Source organism: Alteromonas sp. P256, assembly GCF_036864455.1.
Lineage (GTDB): Bacteria > Pseudomonadota > Gammaproteobacteria > Enterobacterales > Alteromonadaceae > Alteromonas.
The window spans coordinates 378,209-396,802 of the sequence record NZ_JAZETM010000001.1; the positions used below are offsets into that span (position 1 = coordinate 378,209).

Consider the following 18,594-nt stretch of genomic DNA (forward strand, 5'->3'; position numbering starts at 1 on the left):
CACCGTGGAAAAATCTCTTACACAGCTAAACACTCTTCTTAAACAGAATAAAACCGCACTTCTTATTCTGCCATGGGTGCTTTATGCTTTTTATCTTATCGTTTGGGCAGCGCCTCAGTATGAAAGTCAAAGTCAGTTAATTGTAAAATCTAGTGATGGTGGCAGCAGTTTCGACCCATCTTCTCTTCTTATGGCTGCTGGCGTATCTGGCGGGAGTGGTAACGAAAGCTCCTTAGTCGAAGCCTATATACAGTCTGCCGATATGATTAAGTATCTAGACAGCACTATTCAATTGCGTGACCACTACACCTCTGATGAGGCAGACATGTTCAGCGGTTTATCCTTAGAGCATAAACAAGAAGACTTTTATCAGTTCTACCTTAACCATGTTGACGTAAGTGTTGATTCTACGTCTTCGGTAATTACATTGCGTACCCGTGCGTTTAATGCTGAGTATGCACAAGTGATCAACCAGGCTATTGTAGAAAAAGCTGAACAATTTATTAATACTATCAATAACAACTTAGCTAAATCTAAACTGGTATTCGCTAAAGGCGAGCACGAAATCGTAGAGCAAAAACTTCAAAATGCAAAAACAGAGATTTTGGGCTTTCAGTCAAAATATAATGTTTTAGACCCCACCGCCGAAGGCGCTGCGTTTCAACAGATAGCCTTTTCTCTTGAAGCGACACTTGCGCAGAAAAAGGCTGAGCTGAGCACCATGGCCACAATGATGTCAAATATGGCTCCAGAAGTGATTAATATAAAGCGCGAAATTAGTGCATTACAAAAAGAAGTAGAAAAACAGAAAGAAAAAATTAGCACTACCGAAGGACCGGGGCAAAACCTTTCTGTGAGTGAATTGATGGCGCAGTACAGCAATTTGCAAGTTCAGCTGCAGCTTGCCATTCAGGCGTATTCATCATCTTTAATCACGCTTGAAAACGCTCGGGTTGAAGCTTATCAAAAACTACAGCATCTGGTGACAGTGGAATCACCCACCCTGCCCGATGACAATTCCTACCCCACTATTTTGTATAATCTCGTCCTTTTCGGCGTAGCGCTACTTTTGCTGTACGGCATTGCACGCATAATAGTTGCAACGATTCGAGAACTGTAATTTTTACGCAGAATAAAGATAAATGTCATCCGGCCGCTTCAGCTCAATGTTGCTCAGCATTGTTCAATACTTGGTCGGTTGACACTTGGCTCTCGAAGTTTGCATGCGAAATCTTGTGTCTTATCGCCACCTCTAGTATAAGAAGTTATCCGTACTCGGACCATTATCAAAGAGCCGACCAATATAGAGCTCTACAATAACAACCATAAGCAATGTGGAATTAAAAAATAATTATGAAACCATCTATCGATACAAGCTTTTTCGGTCATCCAGGGGGCCTAAGAACGCTTTTCTTCACTGAAATGTGGGAACGCATGAGTTACTACGGCATGCGCGCCCTGCTCGTACTTTTTATGACAGCAAGCCTTCAAACCCAAGGACTTGGATTAACCGTAGCGACAGCGGGTGCAATTTATGGCTTATACACCGGTGCCGTTTACTTTCTAGGCTTACCCGGTGGTTGGTTAGCTGACAGACTAATTGGCGGTAAGCAAGCGGTTTGGTATGGCGGCCTTATTATCTTTGCAGGGCACGTAGTCCTTGCTATTGATTTGCAGAACCTATTCTTCGTTGGTCTAATTTTAGTGGCATCAGGAACTGGGTTACTAAAACCTAATATTTCTGCCATGGTCGGCCAGCAGTACGGGGAAGACGACGGTCGCCGAGACAGTGGCTATGCCCTTTATTACATGGGTATCAATATTGGCTCTTTGATTGCGTACTTAGTCACCGGCTACCTTCAAGAAAACTGGGGCTGGCACTACGCCTTTGGCGCAGCTGCTGTGGGTATGGCAATTGGTCTAATTCAATACTACTTCTCTAGCCGTACGCTTTCAGCGGAATCGGTGGCTCCAGCAAATGCCTATCAAGGCGCAGCAAAAAAGCGGGCGTGGACAGGTGTACTTGTGGTTGTTGCGGCAGCTATTGCAGTCATCATCATGGCTCACATGGGTAGCATTGTTATCGAACCTATCGCGCTTGCACAAAAAGTGGCTATCTTTTTTACTGCTATTTTCTTTTTATATTTTGGCTTTATTTACTTCAAAGGCGACTTAACAGAAAACGAAAAAAGACGCATGTGGGCGCTGTTCTTAGTATGTGTAGCCTCGGCATGTTTTTGGTCTGGTTTTGAACAAGCGGGCTCTTCACTGAATTTATTTGCACAAAACTATACCGACCGTGTGTTGAGCGATGGTTCCTTCCTTACCTCTTGGTTTGGTATGTCTGCTATACCTACGGTGTGGTTCCAGCTCTCAAACTCATTGTTTATTATCATACTATCGCCGTTTTTTGCCGCGCTTTGGATAAACCTTGCAAAGCGGATGATTGACCCGTCTTACACCATCAAATGTGCCGTCGGTATTATCATTATGGCGTCAGGCTTCTTGGTGATGTTTATGGCATCACAATATGCCGCACAAGGCCTAAAGGTCGCGCCTATGTGGTTGGTAACGACATACTTCCTACATACAGTGGGCGAGCTATGCTTAAGCCCTGTGGCGCTAAGTGCGGTCAGTAAACTGTCGCCTAAACGTTTTGCTGGACAGATGATGGGTGTATTCGTATTGACCTATTCAATTGGTAACATCATTGCCGGTCTTCTTTCTGGTAATTTCGACCCAGAAAATGTAAAAGAAATGCCTAATCTTTATCTACAGATAGCCTTATTCAGCATTGCTGTAGGTATTGTGATTGCCCTTGTTAGCGTTAAATCACGCTTTTGGGAGAAAGCTGGGATCCAAGAAAAAACGTAGAAGTTGATTATGTTTTCTTAGGTTAAAACAGTTTTATTTTTACGCTGTTTTAACTAGTAGAATATTGACCTACAATAACCGCCGTTATAGTTGTATTTCGGCGGTTTTTTATTGGGAGCGAACTGTAAGAGCGTGCTCATCTTTGCTTTACAACAAAGATAAGCACGTCTTAGTTACAAGTAAGCTTTTTATTGAGAGTAATGATGACGTTTTATTTTTCTACACGTAATATCCCTGCGCTACAAGGTTTACCCTTAGCCGAGCGCGCTCGTTTGCTTGACCAAGCATCAAAGCGTCTTTCCGTACCAGAGAAAACGCTACTGAATGTCTTAAAGCTACTCGTTATTGTGCCTGTTTTTGCTTTTATTCTTCAAACGGCCACAAATTGGACATCGCTACTATGGGCATTTGTGGTATTTTTACTCTATCCGTTGGTGATAAAGCCTATCCAATACTCCATATGCGCTAAATACATTGCGCAACCGTCAAGCAAGGAAAATGAATGAAAACCATCTTAGTTACTGGTGGTGCGGGTTACATTGGTAGCCACACCGTTCTACAGCTTCTCGAACAAGACTACGGCGTCGTTGTACTCGATAACCTATGTAACGCCAGTCCTGAGTCGTTAAGACGGGTTGAAGGCCTTACTGGGAAGTCAATTACTTTTGTACAAGGTGATATACGAGATACCGCCGTATTAGATGATATTTTTAGTGAGCACAGCATTTTTGCCGTTATTCATTTCGCCGGACTTAAAGCGGTAGGCGAATCGGTGGCCAAGCCGTTATCTTATTACGAAAATAATGTGTACGGCACGCTAACGCTATGTAAGGCAATGCAAAAACACAATGTGAAGAACATTGTTTTTAGCTCATCAGCCACTGTATACGGCGACCCTGCATCCCTTCCTCTTAGTGAAGATATGTCGACAGGTCACCCAACAAACCCTTACGGCATGTCAAAACTCATGGTCGAACACATGCTTAGTGACCTTTATGTGTCAGACAACGAGTGGAACATTGTGTTGCTGCGTTATTTTAATCCGGTAGGCGCACATAAATCTGGCCAAATTGGTGAAGATCCTAATGGGATCCCAAACAACCTGATGCCATACATCTCTCAAGTTGCGACAGGCAAACTTCAGCAACTGAGCGTTTTTGGCGATGACTACGATACGGTTGATGGAACGGGGGTGAGAGATTACATCCACGTTGTCGATTTAGCGAATGGCCACTTGAAAGCGCTAGACAGACTCAATCTGAATATGGGATTAGATAAGTACAACCTCGGCACGGGTCAGGGTTATTCTGTGTTAGAAATGATAGCAGCATTTGAAAAAGGCTCTGGCAAAAAGGTGCCTTACAAGGTTGCACCGAGACGAAGTGGCGATGTAGCTGCTTGTTATGCTGACCCTACAAAGGCAGCCCAAGAATTAAATTGGAATGCTGATAAAGGGTTAGAGGACATGTGTGCCGATACGTGGAATTGGCAGTCGCAGAACCCAACAGGCTATCCGAAAGATTAACCAGCAGTTAGACAAGTTTGAAAGCAAAAACCCATGCATTATGAAGTGACCCCCAGTAGTTTGACATTCTAACTACTGGGGGTCTTTTTATTTGTCTCGAGCGTGTAGCGTTGCTAAAAGTAAGCTTTTATTGCCTATATAATCGAGGGCTTTGAATGCCCTTTAATTATCTATAATATCTTTTGACGATTTAGTTTTATCAATTTGCTCGTCATCTTCGCTTTGCTCTTCATCATAGTCGTAATCATCGAAGCTTGAATCTTCTAGCATAGCCTCAAAGTCAGCGAAATCATCTAGCTGCTTTTCATTAATAGCTTTGTCGCCGCTTTTACCGTCGGTAACGCGAAAGGCTAGGTTTTCGAAATAAGCATTTTTGACAAATGCATAATCGTCTACTGACTGCTCTAGCTGCGCTTCTTGCGCCATTAATTGTGCTCGAGTCTCAACCAGAGAAACTACATAGCGCGCAATAAAAAAGTTGCTAGCAATAACCGCCATGGGGTATACCGTGCCATCAACAAATTGGCCTGTGAAACTTCTCGGGTCGTTTGGCCCCAACACCGGCAGCATCATAAAGGGCCCTGTATCAACACCCCACACCCCTAACGTTTCGCCAAACTCCTCGTCCTTACGAGATATGCCAATGTTCTCAGCGACATCGATAGTGCCAAGTAAGCCCACGGTAGAGTTTAATAGGAAACGGGCTAAGCTGTCTAAACCATCGTCCACCTTACCTTGAAACACATTGTTCATAAAGTTAGCCGGCTCTTGTAAGTTTCGTGAAGCATTAAGTAAGCCAGTTCTTGCAAACTGAGGCATCACTGTTACGTAACCAACGGTAAGAGGCCGTACAAAATAAGCATCTAGTACTTCCCAGTTAAAATCCCACATTAATCGGTTTACTGGTTCAAGTGGGTCTCTTGGGTCTGATGAGTCCACTTGTGTGTTACCCGATACATTTTCGGAGGTTTGTTGGGAAGCGTTGTTTGTCGCGCACCCACCTAACAGGCTGCTTATAACTAAAGCGCCAGCGACCAGTTGCCTGGTTATATCCATTACTACAATTCCTTATTTATGATGACGGTTAACTCAGGCATTTGCCCTTGTTTAACCTGCGCTGAAGTACTGCCCTGCCACTCGCCTGATGAAATAGAAACATCCCCATCGATAGACAGCCTTGCTGTAATGGTGATATCGGACAGTGAACTCAAATTATATTGCGGCATCATGGCATTTTCATTGCCAAGAATGACCACTGTAGGCAAAGTGCCAATGGGCAGTTTTACTACCGCCGCAGGCATTCTATTTTCTGATAGAGCATCTTGTGCAAATACGATGAGAAAGCCCTCTTTGGGCGCTTTTACCTTCGCCTCTTCGGACAATTCAACATTGATAGTAAAGCCAGTTTTAACTTGTGATGACGCTGATAACGAAGCGGCTGACTCATTACTCGCTTCACCCAGTGTCAGCATGTCGCTGTCATTAACACCATTAGTGCTGCCAGTCAGCTGTGCCACATCACTAGCTCGCCCCTCAAGCTCAGCAATACGAACCGTTAGACGTTGCTGCATATCACTGCCATTGGGAAGCTTGTCTTTCACTTGAGCATAATAACGTTTAGTCTGCGCTAAATCACCTAGTTGTGCAGATACCACGGCCATCATTAAAGCAAGATTGTCGTTATCTGGAGTATTGGCTAACAAGCCGTTTAATATAGCCTGTGCCCTTTGAAGATTATTCACATCACCGGTGGTCATCAACGCCTGCGCAAGCGTAATTTTGTGACCACTGTTGGCAGGAGCCAAAGCGGTAGCTCTATCGATAGCCTCTATCGCCTGCACCTCTTGCCCTATACTTAGCATCAAACGACCTAAATACATCCACCCAGTATCGTCACTCGGGTCGTCGCGAAGGCGCTGGCGAATAGCGAGGGCTAAATCAGCAATATCCTGCTGAGTCAGGCTGTTCGCATTGCCGTTCGCAAGTTGCTGACTCAATTGAGGCAGCGCAGCAATTGCATCCGTTGAACGCTTGACTTGGCTCATTTGATTCACTTGAGAGTAAACCACGGCGCCGCAAATGAGGGCAATTAACCCACCGACAATCAGCACAAGAGGCGCGGTGCCGGTTTTCTTTGCTGTAAAAGCACTTTCGTCAACAAGGGCAATTTTTAACTCGTCCACCGCTTGGCGTTTGTCTATTTCGCTAATTAGCCCTTCTTTTTTTTCGCGCTCCAACTCTATCAGGCGCTGTCTAATAATTTGCGTATTGCTCAGGCTATCTCGTTTTGCATGATTTTTATTGCGTAAAAACGGAAATGCGATAATTAAAAGAACGAGGGTAATAAGCCCAGAAACAATTAAATAAAACTCAGACCAACTCATTCTTTATCTTGCTCCAACATTGCATCGGCTTTGGCTAATTTTGCTGCCATGTCCTCAGGCGGTGAGGCAGACTTACGTCTAACGATAAATAGTAATGCGATAAAAACAAACAACACCGGCACAGCCCATAGCCACATGGTAGCAATTGTCACCGGTGGCTGATAGTGAACAAAGTCCCCGTAACGCGTTTTCATATAATCAATAACTTGTGCTTCAGTTTTGCCCTGTTTAAGAAGGGTATATACTTTGCGGCGCATATCATGAGCGATCATAGCGTCACTATCCGCTATGTTTTGATTCTGACACATAGGGCAGCGTAGTTCCGCAGTCAATGTTAAAAACGCCGCCCGTTGCTCTGGTGTTTCAAATGAAAAGTTGTCTTCTGCTGCATAGAGGGTACTAGCAAAAGCCAGCGCGCTCATCATTAAAGCGCTTGATATGAAGAGTCTTAATCTCAAGGCAATGAGCAACGACGTTATACATTGGCGCATTACTTTACCTCCGCGCTAATAGTTTTAGCGTTTGCGTTGGTACTAGTACTTGTCTTAACACTATCAAACTTACCATATGATGCATCTGCCACTAACCGATTGTACAGTGGGCCTACTTTGTTTTTCCAAACCCGCTCATTAATGTCACCAATATGGTGCATCCGGATAACGCCCTGGGCATCAATAACAAAATGCTCTGGTGCGCCCGTAACACCCAAATCCAATGATGTATCGCGATACACATCAAAAATATTAAACGCATACGGATTGCCGTATCGGCTCAACATGGATGTCACTTCTTGTTGAACACGGTTAAGTGTCTTAGTGCCAAAATCTGGATCTAAATCTTGGTCAAAATAGAGACCGACAATATGAACGCCTTTCTCATTTTTCAGCTCAGTCAAATAAGGCATTTCAACCGCACACGTTACGCACCATACGCCCCACACATTTAATAGCGTCACCTGCCCTTTTAAGCTTTCTGGCGTATAGATAATGTCTGGTTGCATAAGATCTGGTAGTGAGAACGCTGGCAGTACTTTATCCTTCACCTGAGAATCAAGCTCTCGAGGGTCTGAAAACAGCCCTTTGAATAAAAAGACAACCAGCAATAAAAATAATACCAGTGGAATGACGACTAAACGCGCATTCTTCATATTGCATTCCCTTCAGGTTTATTTGTCGCGCTTCTACTCAATACCGCTTTTACTTTCTTCACTTTTGCAATTCGGTAGCGCTTGTCACTAATTGACAGTACGCCGCCCAGCGCCATTACTACCGCACCAGCCCATAGCCAAATAACAAACGGTTTAATGTATATCCGTATTGCCCAAGCCCCATTATCTAATGGCTCGCCCATGGCGATAAACACATCCCGCGCAATTGTAGAGTGAATTGCAGCCTCGGTCATCGGCATACGCTGCACGGTGTAAAGACGCTTTTCAGGCTCGAGCCTTACGACTTTTTCGCCATTTTTATACACATCAAAAACGCCCGCGTCGGCATTATAGTTTGGTCCGTCGGCGCGCTTTACATCGGTAAAAGTAAAGTCATAACCACCTAAACTCACTGTTTCGCCAACATCCATACGGATATCACGCTCCAGCTCATAATTAGACACGAGTGTGATACCAATAATTGAAATAGCAAAACCAACATGACCTAGTACCATACCCCAGTGGCTAGGCGTCAGTTTTTTAAGCGATGTCAATGTGCTTATGTCACTGGGCATTGAGGATACCCGCTGAATAACTTCTTGCACCGTCATCACCAAAATCCAAAACACCAGTACCATACCAAGCACACCCATATAGCTTGGCGTGTCGTAGGCGAAGTTCACAAGTATGCCTGCACTTAGCGCAATGCCTAGCGCTACAAGCAACTGTTTTTTAAGCTCGCTGGCTTTTTGATGCTTCCAACGGGTAAGCGGCCCAAGGCCAAGAATAAGCACAAAAGGAACGATAAGCAGCGTAAACATCTGATTGAAAAACGGTGCACCCACCGAAATACTGCCCAACCCCAACTCTTTATGCACAAGTGGAAATAGAGTCCCTAGCAACACCACTAGCGTTGCAGCACAGAGGAAAACGTTGTTTCCCATCAATAACACTTCTCGTGAGAAAGCTTGATATCTGCCCGGGCTTTTCAGTGACGCAGCACGCATTGCGTAGAGCAGTAAACCAAAACCACTGAGCACAATAAGAATACCGAGAATAAATAAACCTCGGGTGGGATCGCTTGCAAAGGAATGCACAGACACAATAACGCCAGAGCGAACCAAAAAGGTGCCAAGTAAGCTCATGCTAAATGCAGCAATCGCCAATAAAACCGTCCAAGACTTAAAGGCTTTGCGCTTTTCAGTTACTGCTAAGGAGTGCATTAATGCAGTACCTACTAGCCACGGCATGAAAGACGCATTTTCTACTGGGTCCCAAAACCACCAGCCGCCCCAGCCAAGCTCGTAGTAAGCCCACCAGCTACCCAGTGCAATGCCAACGGTGAGAAATGCCCATGCAGCAATCACCCAAGGACGAGACCACCGAGCCCATGTAGAGTCGAGTTGTCCTGAAATTAGCGCTGAGATTGCGAATGCAAACGCCACAGAAAAACCTACATATCCCATGTACAGCATAGGAGGATGAATAATCATGCCAAAATCTTGCAGCAGCGGATTGAGATCTCGCCCATCAACGGGAAAGAAGGGCAGCATGCTGTTGAACGGGTTTGACGTTAAAAGCATAAACAAGTAGAAACCGATACCAATCATTCCCAGCACAGATAGGACTCGAGCTACCATAGCAAGGGGGATCCCCCGGCTAAAAATGGCCACTGCAACAGTCCATAGCGATAGCATCAGTACCCACAATAGAAATGAGCCTTCGTGCCCCCCCCATACCGCGGTGATTTTATAGTAAATAGGCAGTTTGCTGTTCGAGTGTTGGGCAACATATTCAACGCTAAAGTCATCGGTAACAAAAGCATATGTAAGGCACACGTAAGCAATGAGCGTAAAAACAAATAGGCCAATCGCTAACGGCTTCGCCGTTGCCATCAAGGTTTCATGTTGACGGTGTGCGCCCCAAAGCGGATATACCGCCAACAAAATGGATAGCACTAACGCCAGTGTGAGCGCTATATTACCAATTTCAGGTATCATGACTTACTGCCCCTCACTCATGCTCGTGGTTAAATCTGCCTTTGAAGGCTTATTGCCCGATACGCCGCTTTCGTAGGTGCTTTTGTTATAAGAGCTGACGTCTGAAGAACCGTAACCGGATTTATCTTCCGGCTTAACGTGTTTTATACCCTTCATTTTTTCTGCCAATTCAGGCGGCATATACTCTTCATCGTGTTTTGCCAGTACTTCCTGAGCATTTATCTGTCTTGAGTCTGTTAATACACCCGTTGCCACTATACCCTGACCTTCGCGAAATAAGTCTGGCAAAATGCCGGTGAAAGTCACCGTAACAGCAGGACCTGTGTCTACAAGGTCGAAACTGACCGCTAAACTATCTGGGTCGCGGCTTACCGTTCCTGGCACCACCATTCCGCCAATACGCAAGCGCTGTCCTACCTGTGGCTTTAGTCCATTTTTACCCTCAATGATTTCGCTTGGCGTGTAAAATAAATCAATGCTGTCGTTTAATGCATAAAGCATTAGTCCAATTGCACTAGCAACTAGAAGGCCGATTAAAGCCACTACAGTTAAACGCTGCTTTCGTCTTGGGTTCATGCAACTATCTCACTTCGATATTTGGAAAATTGAAAAATATGTCTTAGCTATAGCACGCTAATTTTAAGTGTTTATTTTAAACGCCCAATTTAAACACGTTGCTGAGCACGTTTAATGCGGGCTCTTCGCTCTTGTTCTTTCAGCGTTGTAGACAGCAGCGCTTTTTGTTTCACATAACTTTGTATTGCTATGATGGCCATGCTACCAAAGGTGACAAAAAACGATATCCAGACGTAAAAGGCATACCCGCCCATGGCAAAAAAGTCTGCCAACGATTCAAACTGCATACTACTGAGCCCCTTTTACCTGTTTTTTTGCAAGCGCTTGCACCCAAGGACGATGCATTTCTCGCAGCACTATTTCATTGCGCAAGCGAACTGTGGTTACTGCACCAATAAAAAATGCAAAACCCAGTAAATTAATCAGTAGCGGCCACAACATTTCAGGTGCTATCGAGGGGTTGTCAAATTTGCTAATTGTGGCCCCCTGGTGAAGGGTGTTCCACCACTCAACTGAGTAATGAATAATAGGAATATTCACTACCCCTACTAGCGCCATAACCCCTGCCGCTTTGCCAGCTTGCTGCTTATCTTCAAATGCACCGTAAAGCGCTATAACACCAAAATATAAAAACAACAGAATAAGCTCTGAGGTCAACCGAGCGTCCCATACCCACCACGCGCCCCACATAGGCTTACCCCATGCAGCACCGGTGAACAAGGCAATAAATGTCATTACAGCGCCAACAGGCGCCATCGCAATCATGCTCATGTAAGCCGTGCGCCACTGCCATACCATACCGACGAGTGCCGCTACCGCCATAGCTACGTACGTGCCCATAGACAATATGGCGCTTGGCACGTGAATATAAATAATACGAAATGAATCACCCTGTTGATAATCCTGTGGCGCAAACGCAAGTCCCCAAAGCGTGCCAACAACCAAAGCAACACCTGCGCCTGCCCAAAGCCAAGGCTGTAATGTCATGCAAAGCTGATAAGCTCGCTCTGTTTTTGCGTAAGGATGTAACCACTTCCACATTAGTTCTGACTCACTCTTAAAGAATACGCTATCGCAAAAGGTGCTATTGCTAGTGCCAGCAGCAGCATGGCGGCGATAATAGCAAGTTGCGGATAATAAGGTAATTGAAGTGCGGCAGAATCCACAGCTGACGTGGCAAAAATGAGTAACGGAATAAAAACAGGGATTAGCAGCAATGCTAACAACACGCCACCTTTCTGTAACCCTACCGTTAACCCTACTGCAATTGCACCAATCAATGACAGTAGCGGAGTACCTAATAGCAAAGTAGCTATTAGCGCCACGTACATATCAAACGTTAAATTTAAAAACATGGCTAATAGCGGTGAAAGTACTAGCATGGGTATAAAACTCACCAGCCAATGTACGCACACCTTCACAGCACTAATTCCCGCGAGGGACATACCTGAGAGTACATATTGCTCCATGGTGCCGTCTTGAAAATCGTCTCGAAACATTCGCTCCATGGCCATCAATGATGACAGGATTGCCGCAATCCACAGCACCCCAGGACCAACGCGTTGCAAGGTGTCAGGAGACGGGCTGACACCAAGTGGAAACATGGTAACGACCATCAGCAAAAACATAAGCGGTTGAAGTAGCTCAGCCTTCTGTTTAAACGCAACGTGAACGTCTCGTTTAAAGACCCCCTGATACAACGACATTAAATTCGATACTCCAAATCAAATACGCTGTGCGCGCCTGCAGCTTCAGACAGCGGCTGATGAGAGGTAGTTATGACAACTCCACCATTCTCAACATGAGATTTCATTTGCTCCTCGAGCAACGCTATACCTTTTACATCCAACGCTGTAAAAGGCTCATCGAGGATCCATACGTCAGCGGGCTTTAACCACAAACGGGTCAGGGCTACTCTTCGCTGCTGACCCGCCGATAAGAACCGAATCGGCACATCTTCAAGACCAACTAGCCCTACACGCATTAATGCATCGAAAAGTTGGCTCTCTTCACATTTCACTTGATGTTGAGCGAGCCAAAACGTTAAGTTATCCATTGCAGATAGGCTACCGTTGGTCCCGCTTTTGTGGCCTAGGTATAACAACGTCGACAAATACGAAAACGAAGAATCTGCAATATTCTCTCCGTTAAACAATACGGTGCCAGATTCAGGCGTGCTTAGACCGGTGAGAATTCGAAGTAAGCTGGTTTTACCCGCTCCGTTAGGCCCACGGACATACAGGAGCTCACCGGCATTGACCGCCAATGAAACATCTTCAAATAATACCCTGTCTCTTTTTACGCATGTTAGTTCACACGCTTTTAGCACTACGACGCCTACCTTCTGTACGAATTACTACCTTTAAAAATTGACGCTAGTTTATCACAGGATGGCATTTTCGCAGTCGCGAATATCAATTAAATATGATTTACTTCAACAGTTTTCTTGTCATTTTATTAACGATTTATCATTTCCATCCCACGCTATCTACAACATTAGCTGGGTTGTTCATATGCTTCGTAAAAAATGAACGAATACGCGAATTAACCGGCGAGCTTGTAACTGGTTTAACAGGCGGCTTTTAACCTGCTTTACTATAATAATCGATTGTGCCTTTATCAATTACGTAGCTAAGGAAAAACATGCCAAGGCCGATACCAATCACATGACGTCGCAACTTTCCAATATTCTCGCGAATGTACTGAAAACAACAGCACAATCTACAGGGCAAACAGGCGCTGCGAGCGCTGCTGGCAGTCAAAGCGCCAACCCCGTATCCGCTGATACAGGCCAAACACCTACTCAACAAGGCGCTATGAATCAATCCCGGAGCACCCCGCTATCACGGGCGGTCGCAATTGATAACGCCGCTAAGGTAGTTGTTGCTCGGCTTCCGGATAATGTATTGGCCCTAAGCACTCCCCAGTTAAAAGCGAATTTACGTGTCCCCGATACTGTTTCTCGCCGGGGAATACAGCAGCCTCAACTCATATCCCTCGGCTCCCGGGCAAGTGGCTCTGAGGCAAGTGTCTCTGGAGTAAATAGCTCTGGAACAACAGGTTCTATAGCAAAGGCCACAGTACAAGCTGCACTGGCGTCTGTAGAGGTGACATCGCAGAGCATGAGTATTCCCTTAGATAAACAAGGGCAACTGTTTAAAGCAATCGCAGAAGCTTTAAAGAACGCTGAAGGAGCCGCGGTATCGCTTAGGGCACCACTACATTCTGTTACCAGTAAAGAAGTGACCCTTGGTATAGAGGGAGGTAAATCAATTCATTTGCCCTTGGCGCAATTAGACGCTAAGTCAATGGCATCACTTCAAAACCTTATTGGCAAAGACGTTTCCATCAGCCTTAACAGGACGCAAAGTGGGAATATTGCGCTTACACTACACACTAGTTTAAATAATATTGCCAACGAGTTAACGGGCAAAGGCTCTGCACAGCAGCGCACAAACTTAGACTCCCTATTATTAGGATATATAGGTGCAAAAGCTCAATACCAACTTATTGAGCAGGCGCTTAAACAAGGCGGTGTGGCAATATCTCAAGAGCGCGGTGTAACTGCAGCGCTAAAGCAGTTCCTCCCTGGCTCGGCGTCGTTATTAAACTCAAGTTTTGGCAGTAACACTTTAAAAGCCGTAAGTTTACTTTCCTTAAGTACAAAGGACGCAGCAAACGCTACACTAAACATTCACACTACGAAAAATAGCCTGCTTACCACATTTTCACTACCGGCTTCAGCTTCACTTTTAGCTAAGGGCATAATGCCTGAATTGAGCACAGAGCAGCTGCGTAATATCAATGTTAAAAGCTTGCCGACATCTCAACTAACTGGGATTGAAATAACGGGCGCTGGAAAAGGGGCAAGTTCACGGCTAGCACCTAATGCGTCATTGCTTAACTCTCATAGTGTTAATAATACTCACAATGCCAGTATTAAAACTTCACCTGAGTCTCTTAGCGGCAGTGATGTACATAACGCCATTCGCTCACTCTCCCGTGTTTTGTTGAATCAAACTGGCAGCACCGCTAGCGCCCTTACAGCCCTAGTGTCCATTGTAGAGAATAGACCGAACACTAGCGCTCTTGGGCAGGTACAAGGCAATTCCATAGCCCAACAAGATACGTCATCTGCACTGTCCAAATTAATACAGCAACTAAAAAGCATAGATATTCGCTCGGCTTCGCCTTCAGCGCTAAACAAGCCTCAGCTTGAAACAACTCAAGGATTGCCTGCACAAAAGGCATCTTCTACTCACAATGCAAATGCGGTGGAAAACACAGCGAGCAGCCAATTGACCAAAGAAGCAAACGCAACAAAGCCCACGCTGGGATCCATTGCTCAAATGATAAAATCTGAAGCAAAAAGCGCTTCGGTGGAGCTTTTTAATAATCTATTGCAGCAACTCTCAAATAACACCAGCAAGCAGCAAATAAGTGCAAGTGAACGAAACGCGCTAGTCAAAGAAATGACAAACGCTTTAGCCGAGTCTGACGTGAAATCTACTGACAGCACGGGGAAGGACAAAGAGGTTAAAGACGTTAACTTAAAGGCCGGTTCGCCAGGGGCTGACTCGTCACTGCCTCAACGTATTCAAACGCTGCTAAACAGCCCAGCACTTTTGGCAACGCCATCAACGCTGACTTCTCCCGTTGCGGTATCGAGTTTTGTACAAGGACTTGTTGCACTTGTTCAGCTCGCACTAGCGGGAAGAGCCCTGCAACGACAGCCCAGTCTGAAGTCGCAAATAGATGCACCTGACTCTATTATCTCCAAAACCTTAGCAAGCGTGGGAAGTAACACTCAGCCAAGCAGAGTTAGTCAAGATGTAAACCAGTTAGATGGACGTCAGCAACTGTTAGCTCAATTAAAAACGTTACTTGCCAATCATCAGCAAAGCAAAGTGACTCAAGCAGATACACGTATTCAAGGTCAGGATGCTTTTTATTACGTGCTGCCCACGCTGTCTCAACACAGCACGCCACCGGAACTGCTCATCTATCGCGAAAATCAGAAGCAGCACCAACAGCAAGAAAATAGCGGTCAGCGGGGGCTATGGAATGTCACTATGAAGTTGGATATCGGCGATACAGGGCAGGTACTCGCCAAATCAAAAATAGATAAAGAGTCAATAACCCTCGACTTGTATGCGTCAAATGACGTTATTTTGGCAAGGATTGCAGATACACTGCCATATTTAACCAAACGGTTAGAAGAGCTGGGGCTTCATGTTGAAAATTCGAGTTTTCAGCGCGGCCATATACCGGACACACTCAACAGCCGTCCACATCATATTTTTGAGACCAAAGTGTGAAATGAGTTATTGCGATGAGTTCAGATAAGCAAAACAAGGCTAAACGTGCCATAGGCCTCAAGTACGAAGGAGGCGACAAAAAAAATACGCCCAAAGTGGTGGCAAAGGGATATGGCGACCTCGCCGAAGCCATCATTGCTATGGCAGAAGAAACAGGAATACTTATCCATGAAGACCCTTACTTAAGTGAAGTCCTTGCCACACTTGATGTAGGCCAAGATATCCCAGAGTCCTTGTACTTTGTCATCGCAGAGCTGCTTGCCTACTCATACGTTCTGCAAGGAAAGATCCCACCGGGCTGGGAAGGTATTATCAAACGAATCGATTTTGAGGTATGAAACTTCCCCTTTGTGTTGGCCGAATATACAGCCTTCGAGAATATCCCACGCCATAAAAAAACGCCCCGTGTGGCTGGTAGGATTAACAACCTTCCATCCACACAGGGCGCTCTCGCTTATACCAGTAAATTGGCTATCTAAAGAGTACTTTTTCTTTGTTAAACCAATGAATGCAGAACATGATAAGACCTATTGCTATTACGGCTGTGGAGGTAAAAATACCGAACAACGCAAAGTAGTCCATAGTGCCCTTAAACAGTTCCTTCATCGCAAGAGCTACATTCGTTAACGGAACCCACACCCACGCACCTTTTAGTTCTACACCAGGCATCATGGCAATCAGCACAGGGAAGATAACCACCATGATTAGCGAGCCCATATAACTTTGTGCTTCTTTGAATGAGCGCGCATAGATAGAAAGGGAAAGCAAAATAGCTGCGAATACTGCCACCACAGGCACCAACATAAGAAATATAAGTACAAAATCTACAATGCCAATCATGGACATCACTTCAACGACAAATTCGATGGCCATACCTTGTGATAAAACTATTCCCCACAGAGCCATGGATGATACGGTGATGAGGGCAGTAATGATCCCCGCAGCGCTTACCGTAAAGAATTTACCCAGTACAAGTTTGTACCTGTCCATTGGTGAGATAAGTAATGTTTCCAGTGTCCCTCTTTCTTTTTCCCCTGCCCCCAAATCAGCGGCCGGTGCCATTGCGCCTTGTAAGCACAGTATGAATATAAAATAAGGAAGGAAGCCGCCAATACGCTCTCCCCACACTTCTCTATCATCAGCAATATTTTGCTTTTCAATTGAAATGGGTTTTAGCAGCGCCTCCTGCTGAGATTCATTTAAACCTAACTGCGTAAATGCAGAAAGCTGGTACTCATCCATATATACATCGATAATTTCAGCTACCCGTCCATACACCTTATTAAGTCCAGCGTCATTAAGATAAAGCTCAATTTTGTGCTGCCCAGATGTCAAAATGTCAGGGTTAAAGGTTTCAGGTATTACTAGCACGAAGTCTAAGGTTTCGTTTTTAATCAGCGTTGCGTAGCCCTGTTTATCGGTGGCGGCGCCGTCAATAGCGACTAGCTCAAACTTATCAGAAGCCTGACTGAACGACTCAACAATATCTGGCGCATAAGCTTCACCAACAATGGCATATTTTAAAATTTCGTTTTCTGCCTTTTCAGCGGCATTACTCATAAAGAAAATGCCCACACCAAAGATCGCGGGAAATAGTAATAGCGGTAACAAGATCATAAAGATGATAGTTTTTCTATCCCGCAATAACTCTTTAAACTCCTTCTTAAAGATTAACCACATTGCTCTTCTCCTGTGATCCTGTTTCTAGTGTTTTAAGGAAACTCTTGTGCATTTGGCCATCAGACAGTGCACTGAACGCCGCTAATGAGTCATTAAATACCGTTTCACCTTGGTTGATGACGGTGACTTTGTCACACAGCGTCTGCACTTCATCGAGATGGTGGGTAGAGAAAATAACGGGCGTGCCTTTGTCTTTTAATCGCTGGATAAATTCCATTACGGTGCTGGTAGCCATAATATCTAGACCCGTGGTGGGCTCATCGAGCACAACAAGTGAAGGCTCGTGAATAACCGCTCTCGCTATTGATACTTTCTGCTTCATCCCAGATGAAAAATTTTCGGCTCGTCGCTCTAAGAAGCTCTGCATATCAAGTAAGTCTGCCATTTCTTCAATACGAGCATTAATCGTACTTTTCGATAATCCATGCAGTTCGCCGAAGTAACTAATATTTTCTCTGCCAGTCAGTCGGCCATACAAACCTGTGGAGCTCGATAAAAATCCTATCTTTTTACGTGCAACATTAGGATTCGCCAAAATGTCTTGGCCATCTATTAACACGCTGCCGCTATCTGGACGAAGTGCCGTTGATAACATACGAAGCGTCGTCGTTTTACCCGCTCCATTGGGCCCAAGCAAACCAAGAACCTCTCCACTTTGACATGTAAAGGATACATCCCTAACAGACTGAAAATAACGCCCCTTCAAACGCGGATCTTTTTTCTCTTGTTCGCTAAGCTTTTTCGGGTTCTCGACCTCAAAGCGTTTAGCGAGGCCAGCTATTTCAATCATGGACGTTCCCTCTTCTCTTTTGTTAGTTACGATTTATGTAAGCGACACGCGTATTCATAAACCGATGACGTTCAGTGATGCTTACAACACAAGCAGCATTACACTATTTATTTTTATCTTATTAGAAATACTTTATTTTGCATAAACATACAACGTTCGTAGCTTGGGCTATTGCTTGAACATTCTATTAATCTTTTCACTATTTATCTTTTCACTATTTATCTTTTCACTATTTAGCGCTGTACAATTTGTCACTGTACTACTTGTCACTGTAATTTTTCGCTGTACTGTTTTTCGCTT

At 44.8% G+C, this 18,594-nt stretch carries 18 protein-coding genes; 6 read left to right on the top strand and 12 right to left on the bottom strand.

Going from position 1 to position 18,594, the window contains the following annotated elements:
* Nucleotides 1-4: 4 nt before the first annotated feature.
* From V7R39_RS01675 to galE, 4 genes are all read left to right on the top strand, one after another.
* Nucleotides 5-1,120: a capsule biosynthesis protein gene (locus V7R39_RS01675; RefSeq protein ID WP_334027529.1), complete on the top strand. Its 1,116-nt coding sequence runs from the start codon at nt 5-7 to the stop codon at nt 1,118-1,120.
* Between the two features lie 233 nt (nt 1,121-1,353).
* A complete protein-coding gene (locus V7R39_RS01680) occupies nt 1,354-2,874 on the top strand; it encodes a peptide MFS transporter (RefSeq protein ID WP_334027532.1) in 1,521 nt (506 codons plus the stop codon).
* A gap of 203 nt (nt 2,875-3,077) precedes the next feature.
* Nucleotides 3,078-3,380 (top strand): DUF6170 family protein, encoded by a 303-nt coding sequence (locus tag V7R39_RS01685; protein WP_032094319.1) that lies wholly within the window; start codon nt 3,078-3,080, stop codon nt 3,378-3,380.
* Nucleotides 3,377-4,399: a UDP-glucose 4-epimerase GalE gene (gene galE / locus V7R39_RS01690; protein ID WP_334027534.1), complete on the top strand. Its 1,023-nt coding sequence runs from the start codon at nt 3,377-3,379 to the stop codon at nt 4,397-4,399. The genes V7R39_RS01685 and galE overlap by 4 nt, the downstream gene beginning before the upstream one ends.
* 162 nt (nt 4,400-4,561) lie before the next feature.
* On the opposite strand, the gene V7R39_RS01695 is transcribed toward galE, so the two are convergent.
* The 10 genes from V7R39_RS01695 to ccmA form a co-directional block, all read right to left on the bottom strand.
* Nucleotides 4,562-5,455, bottom strand: coding sequence for an MlaA family lipoprotein (locus tag V7R39_RS01695; protein ID WP_334027536.1), 894 nt, complete (start codon nt 5,453-5,455; stop codon nt 4,562-4,564).
* Between the two features lie 2 nt (nt 5,456-5,457).
* Entirely contained in the window at nt 5,458-6,783 is a 1,326-nt protein-coding gene (gene ccmI, locus V7R39_RS01700) for a c-type cytochrome biogenesis protein CcmI (protein ID WP_334027538.1), read from the bottom strand.
* Nucleotides 6,780-7,205 (bottom strand): cytochrome c-type biogenesis protein, encoded by a 426-nt coding sequence (locus V7R39_RS01705; RefSeq protein WP_438823500.1) that lies wholly within the window; start codon nt 7,203-7,205, stop codon nt 6,780-6,782. The genes ccmI and V7R39_RS01705 overlap by 4 nt, the downstream gene beginning before the upstream one ends.
* A 68-nt stretch (nt 7,206-7,273) precedes the next feature.
* Nucleotides 7,274-7,930, bottom strand: a complete 657-nt coding sequence (locus V7R39_RS01710) for a redoxin family protein (RefSeq protein ID WP_334027540.1) — start codon at nt 7,928-7,930, stop codon at nt 7,274-7,276.
* Entirely contained in the window at nt 7,927-9,930 is a 2,004-nt protein-coding gene (locus tag V7R39_RS01715) for a heme lyase CcmF/NrfE family subunit (protein WP_334027542.1), read from the bottom strand. Before V7R39_RS01715 ends, V7R39_RS01710 begins: the two co-directional genes overlap by 4 nt.
* A gap of 3 nt (nt 9,931-9,933) precedes the next feature.
* Nucleotides 9,934-10,506, bottom strand: coding sequence for a cytochrome c maturation protein CcmE (gene ccmE, locus V7R39_RS01720; RefSeq protein WP_334027544.1), 573 nt, complete (start codon nt 10,504-10,506; stop codon nt 9,934-9,936).
* A gap of 89 nt (nt 10,507-10,595) precedes the next feature.
* Nucleotides 10,596-10,793 (bottom strand): heme exporter protein CcmD, encoded by a 198-nt coding sequence (ccmD, locus tag V7R39_RS01725; protein ID WP_334027546.1) that lies wholly within the window; start codon nt 10,791-10,793, stop codon nt 10,596-10,598.
* Nucleotide 10,794: 1 nt separating this feature from the next.
* Nucleotides 10,795-11,547, bottom strand: coding sequence for a heme ABC transporter permease (locus V7R39_RS01730; RefSeq protein ID WP_334027548.1), 753 nt, complete (start codon nt 11,545-11,547; stop codon nt 10,795-10,797).
* Entirely contained in the window at nt 11,547-12,212 is a 666-nt protein-coding gene (ccmB, locus tag V7R39_RS01735) for a heme exporter protein CcmB (RefSeq protein WP_334027550.1), read from the bottom strand. Before ccmB ends, V7R39_RS01730 begins: the two co-directional genes overlap by 1 nt.
* The gene (gene ccmA, locus V7R39_RS01740; RefSeq protein WP_334027552.1) at nt 12,212-12,835 is read right to left on the bottom strand and encodes a cytochrome c biogenesis heme-transporting ATPase CcmA; all 624 of its coding nucleotides are present in this window, start codon (nt 12,833-12,835) and stop codon (nt 12,212-12,214) included. Before ccmA ends, ccmB begins: the two co-directional genes overlap by 1 nt.
* A 337-nt stretch (nt 12,836-13,172) precedes the next feature.
* Between ccmA and V7R39_RS01745 the strand changes: the two genes are divergently transcribed.
* On the top strand, nt 13,173-15,824 hold the full coding sequence (locus V7R39_RS01745; RefSeq protein ID WP_334027554.1) for a flagellar hook-length control protein FliK: 2,652 nt from the start codon (nt 13,173-13,175) through the stop codon (nt 15,822-15,824).
* 14 nt (nt 15,825-15,838) lie between these two features.
* Nucleotides 15,839-16,162 carry an EscU/YscU/HrcU family type III secretion system export apparatus switch protein gene (locus V7R39_RS01750; RefSeq protein WP_032094308.1) on the top strand — a complete coding sequence of 108 codons (324 nt, stop codon included), beginning with the start codon at nt 15,839-15,841 and terminating at the stop codon, nt 16,160-16,162.
* Nucleotides 16,163-16,295: 133 nt separating this feature from the next.
* Here V7R39_RS01750 and V7R39_RS01755 read toward each other — a convergent pair whose 3' ends face one another.
* Together V7R39_RS01755 and V7R39_RS01760 are read right to left on the bottom strand one after the other, a co-directional pair.
* Nucleotides 16,296-17,504 (bottom strand): ABC transporter permease, encoded by a 1,209-nt coding sequence (locus tag V7R39_RS01755; protein WP_334027557.1) that lies wholly within the window; start codon nt 17,502-17,504, stop codon nt 16,296-16,298.
* Nucleotides 17,488-18,294, bottom strand: coding sequence for an ATP-binding cassette domain-containing protein (locus V7R39_RS01760; RefSeq protein ID WP_334027559.1), 807 nt, complete (start codon nt 18,292-18,294; stop codon nt 17,488-17,490). The genes V7R39_RS01755 and V7R39_RS01760 overlap by 17 nt, the downstream gene beginning before the upstream one ends.
* Between the last annotated feature and the right edge of the window lie 300 nt (nt 18,295-18,594).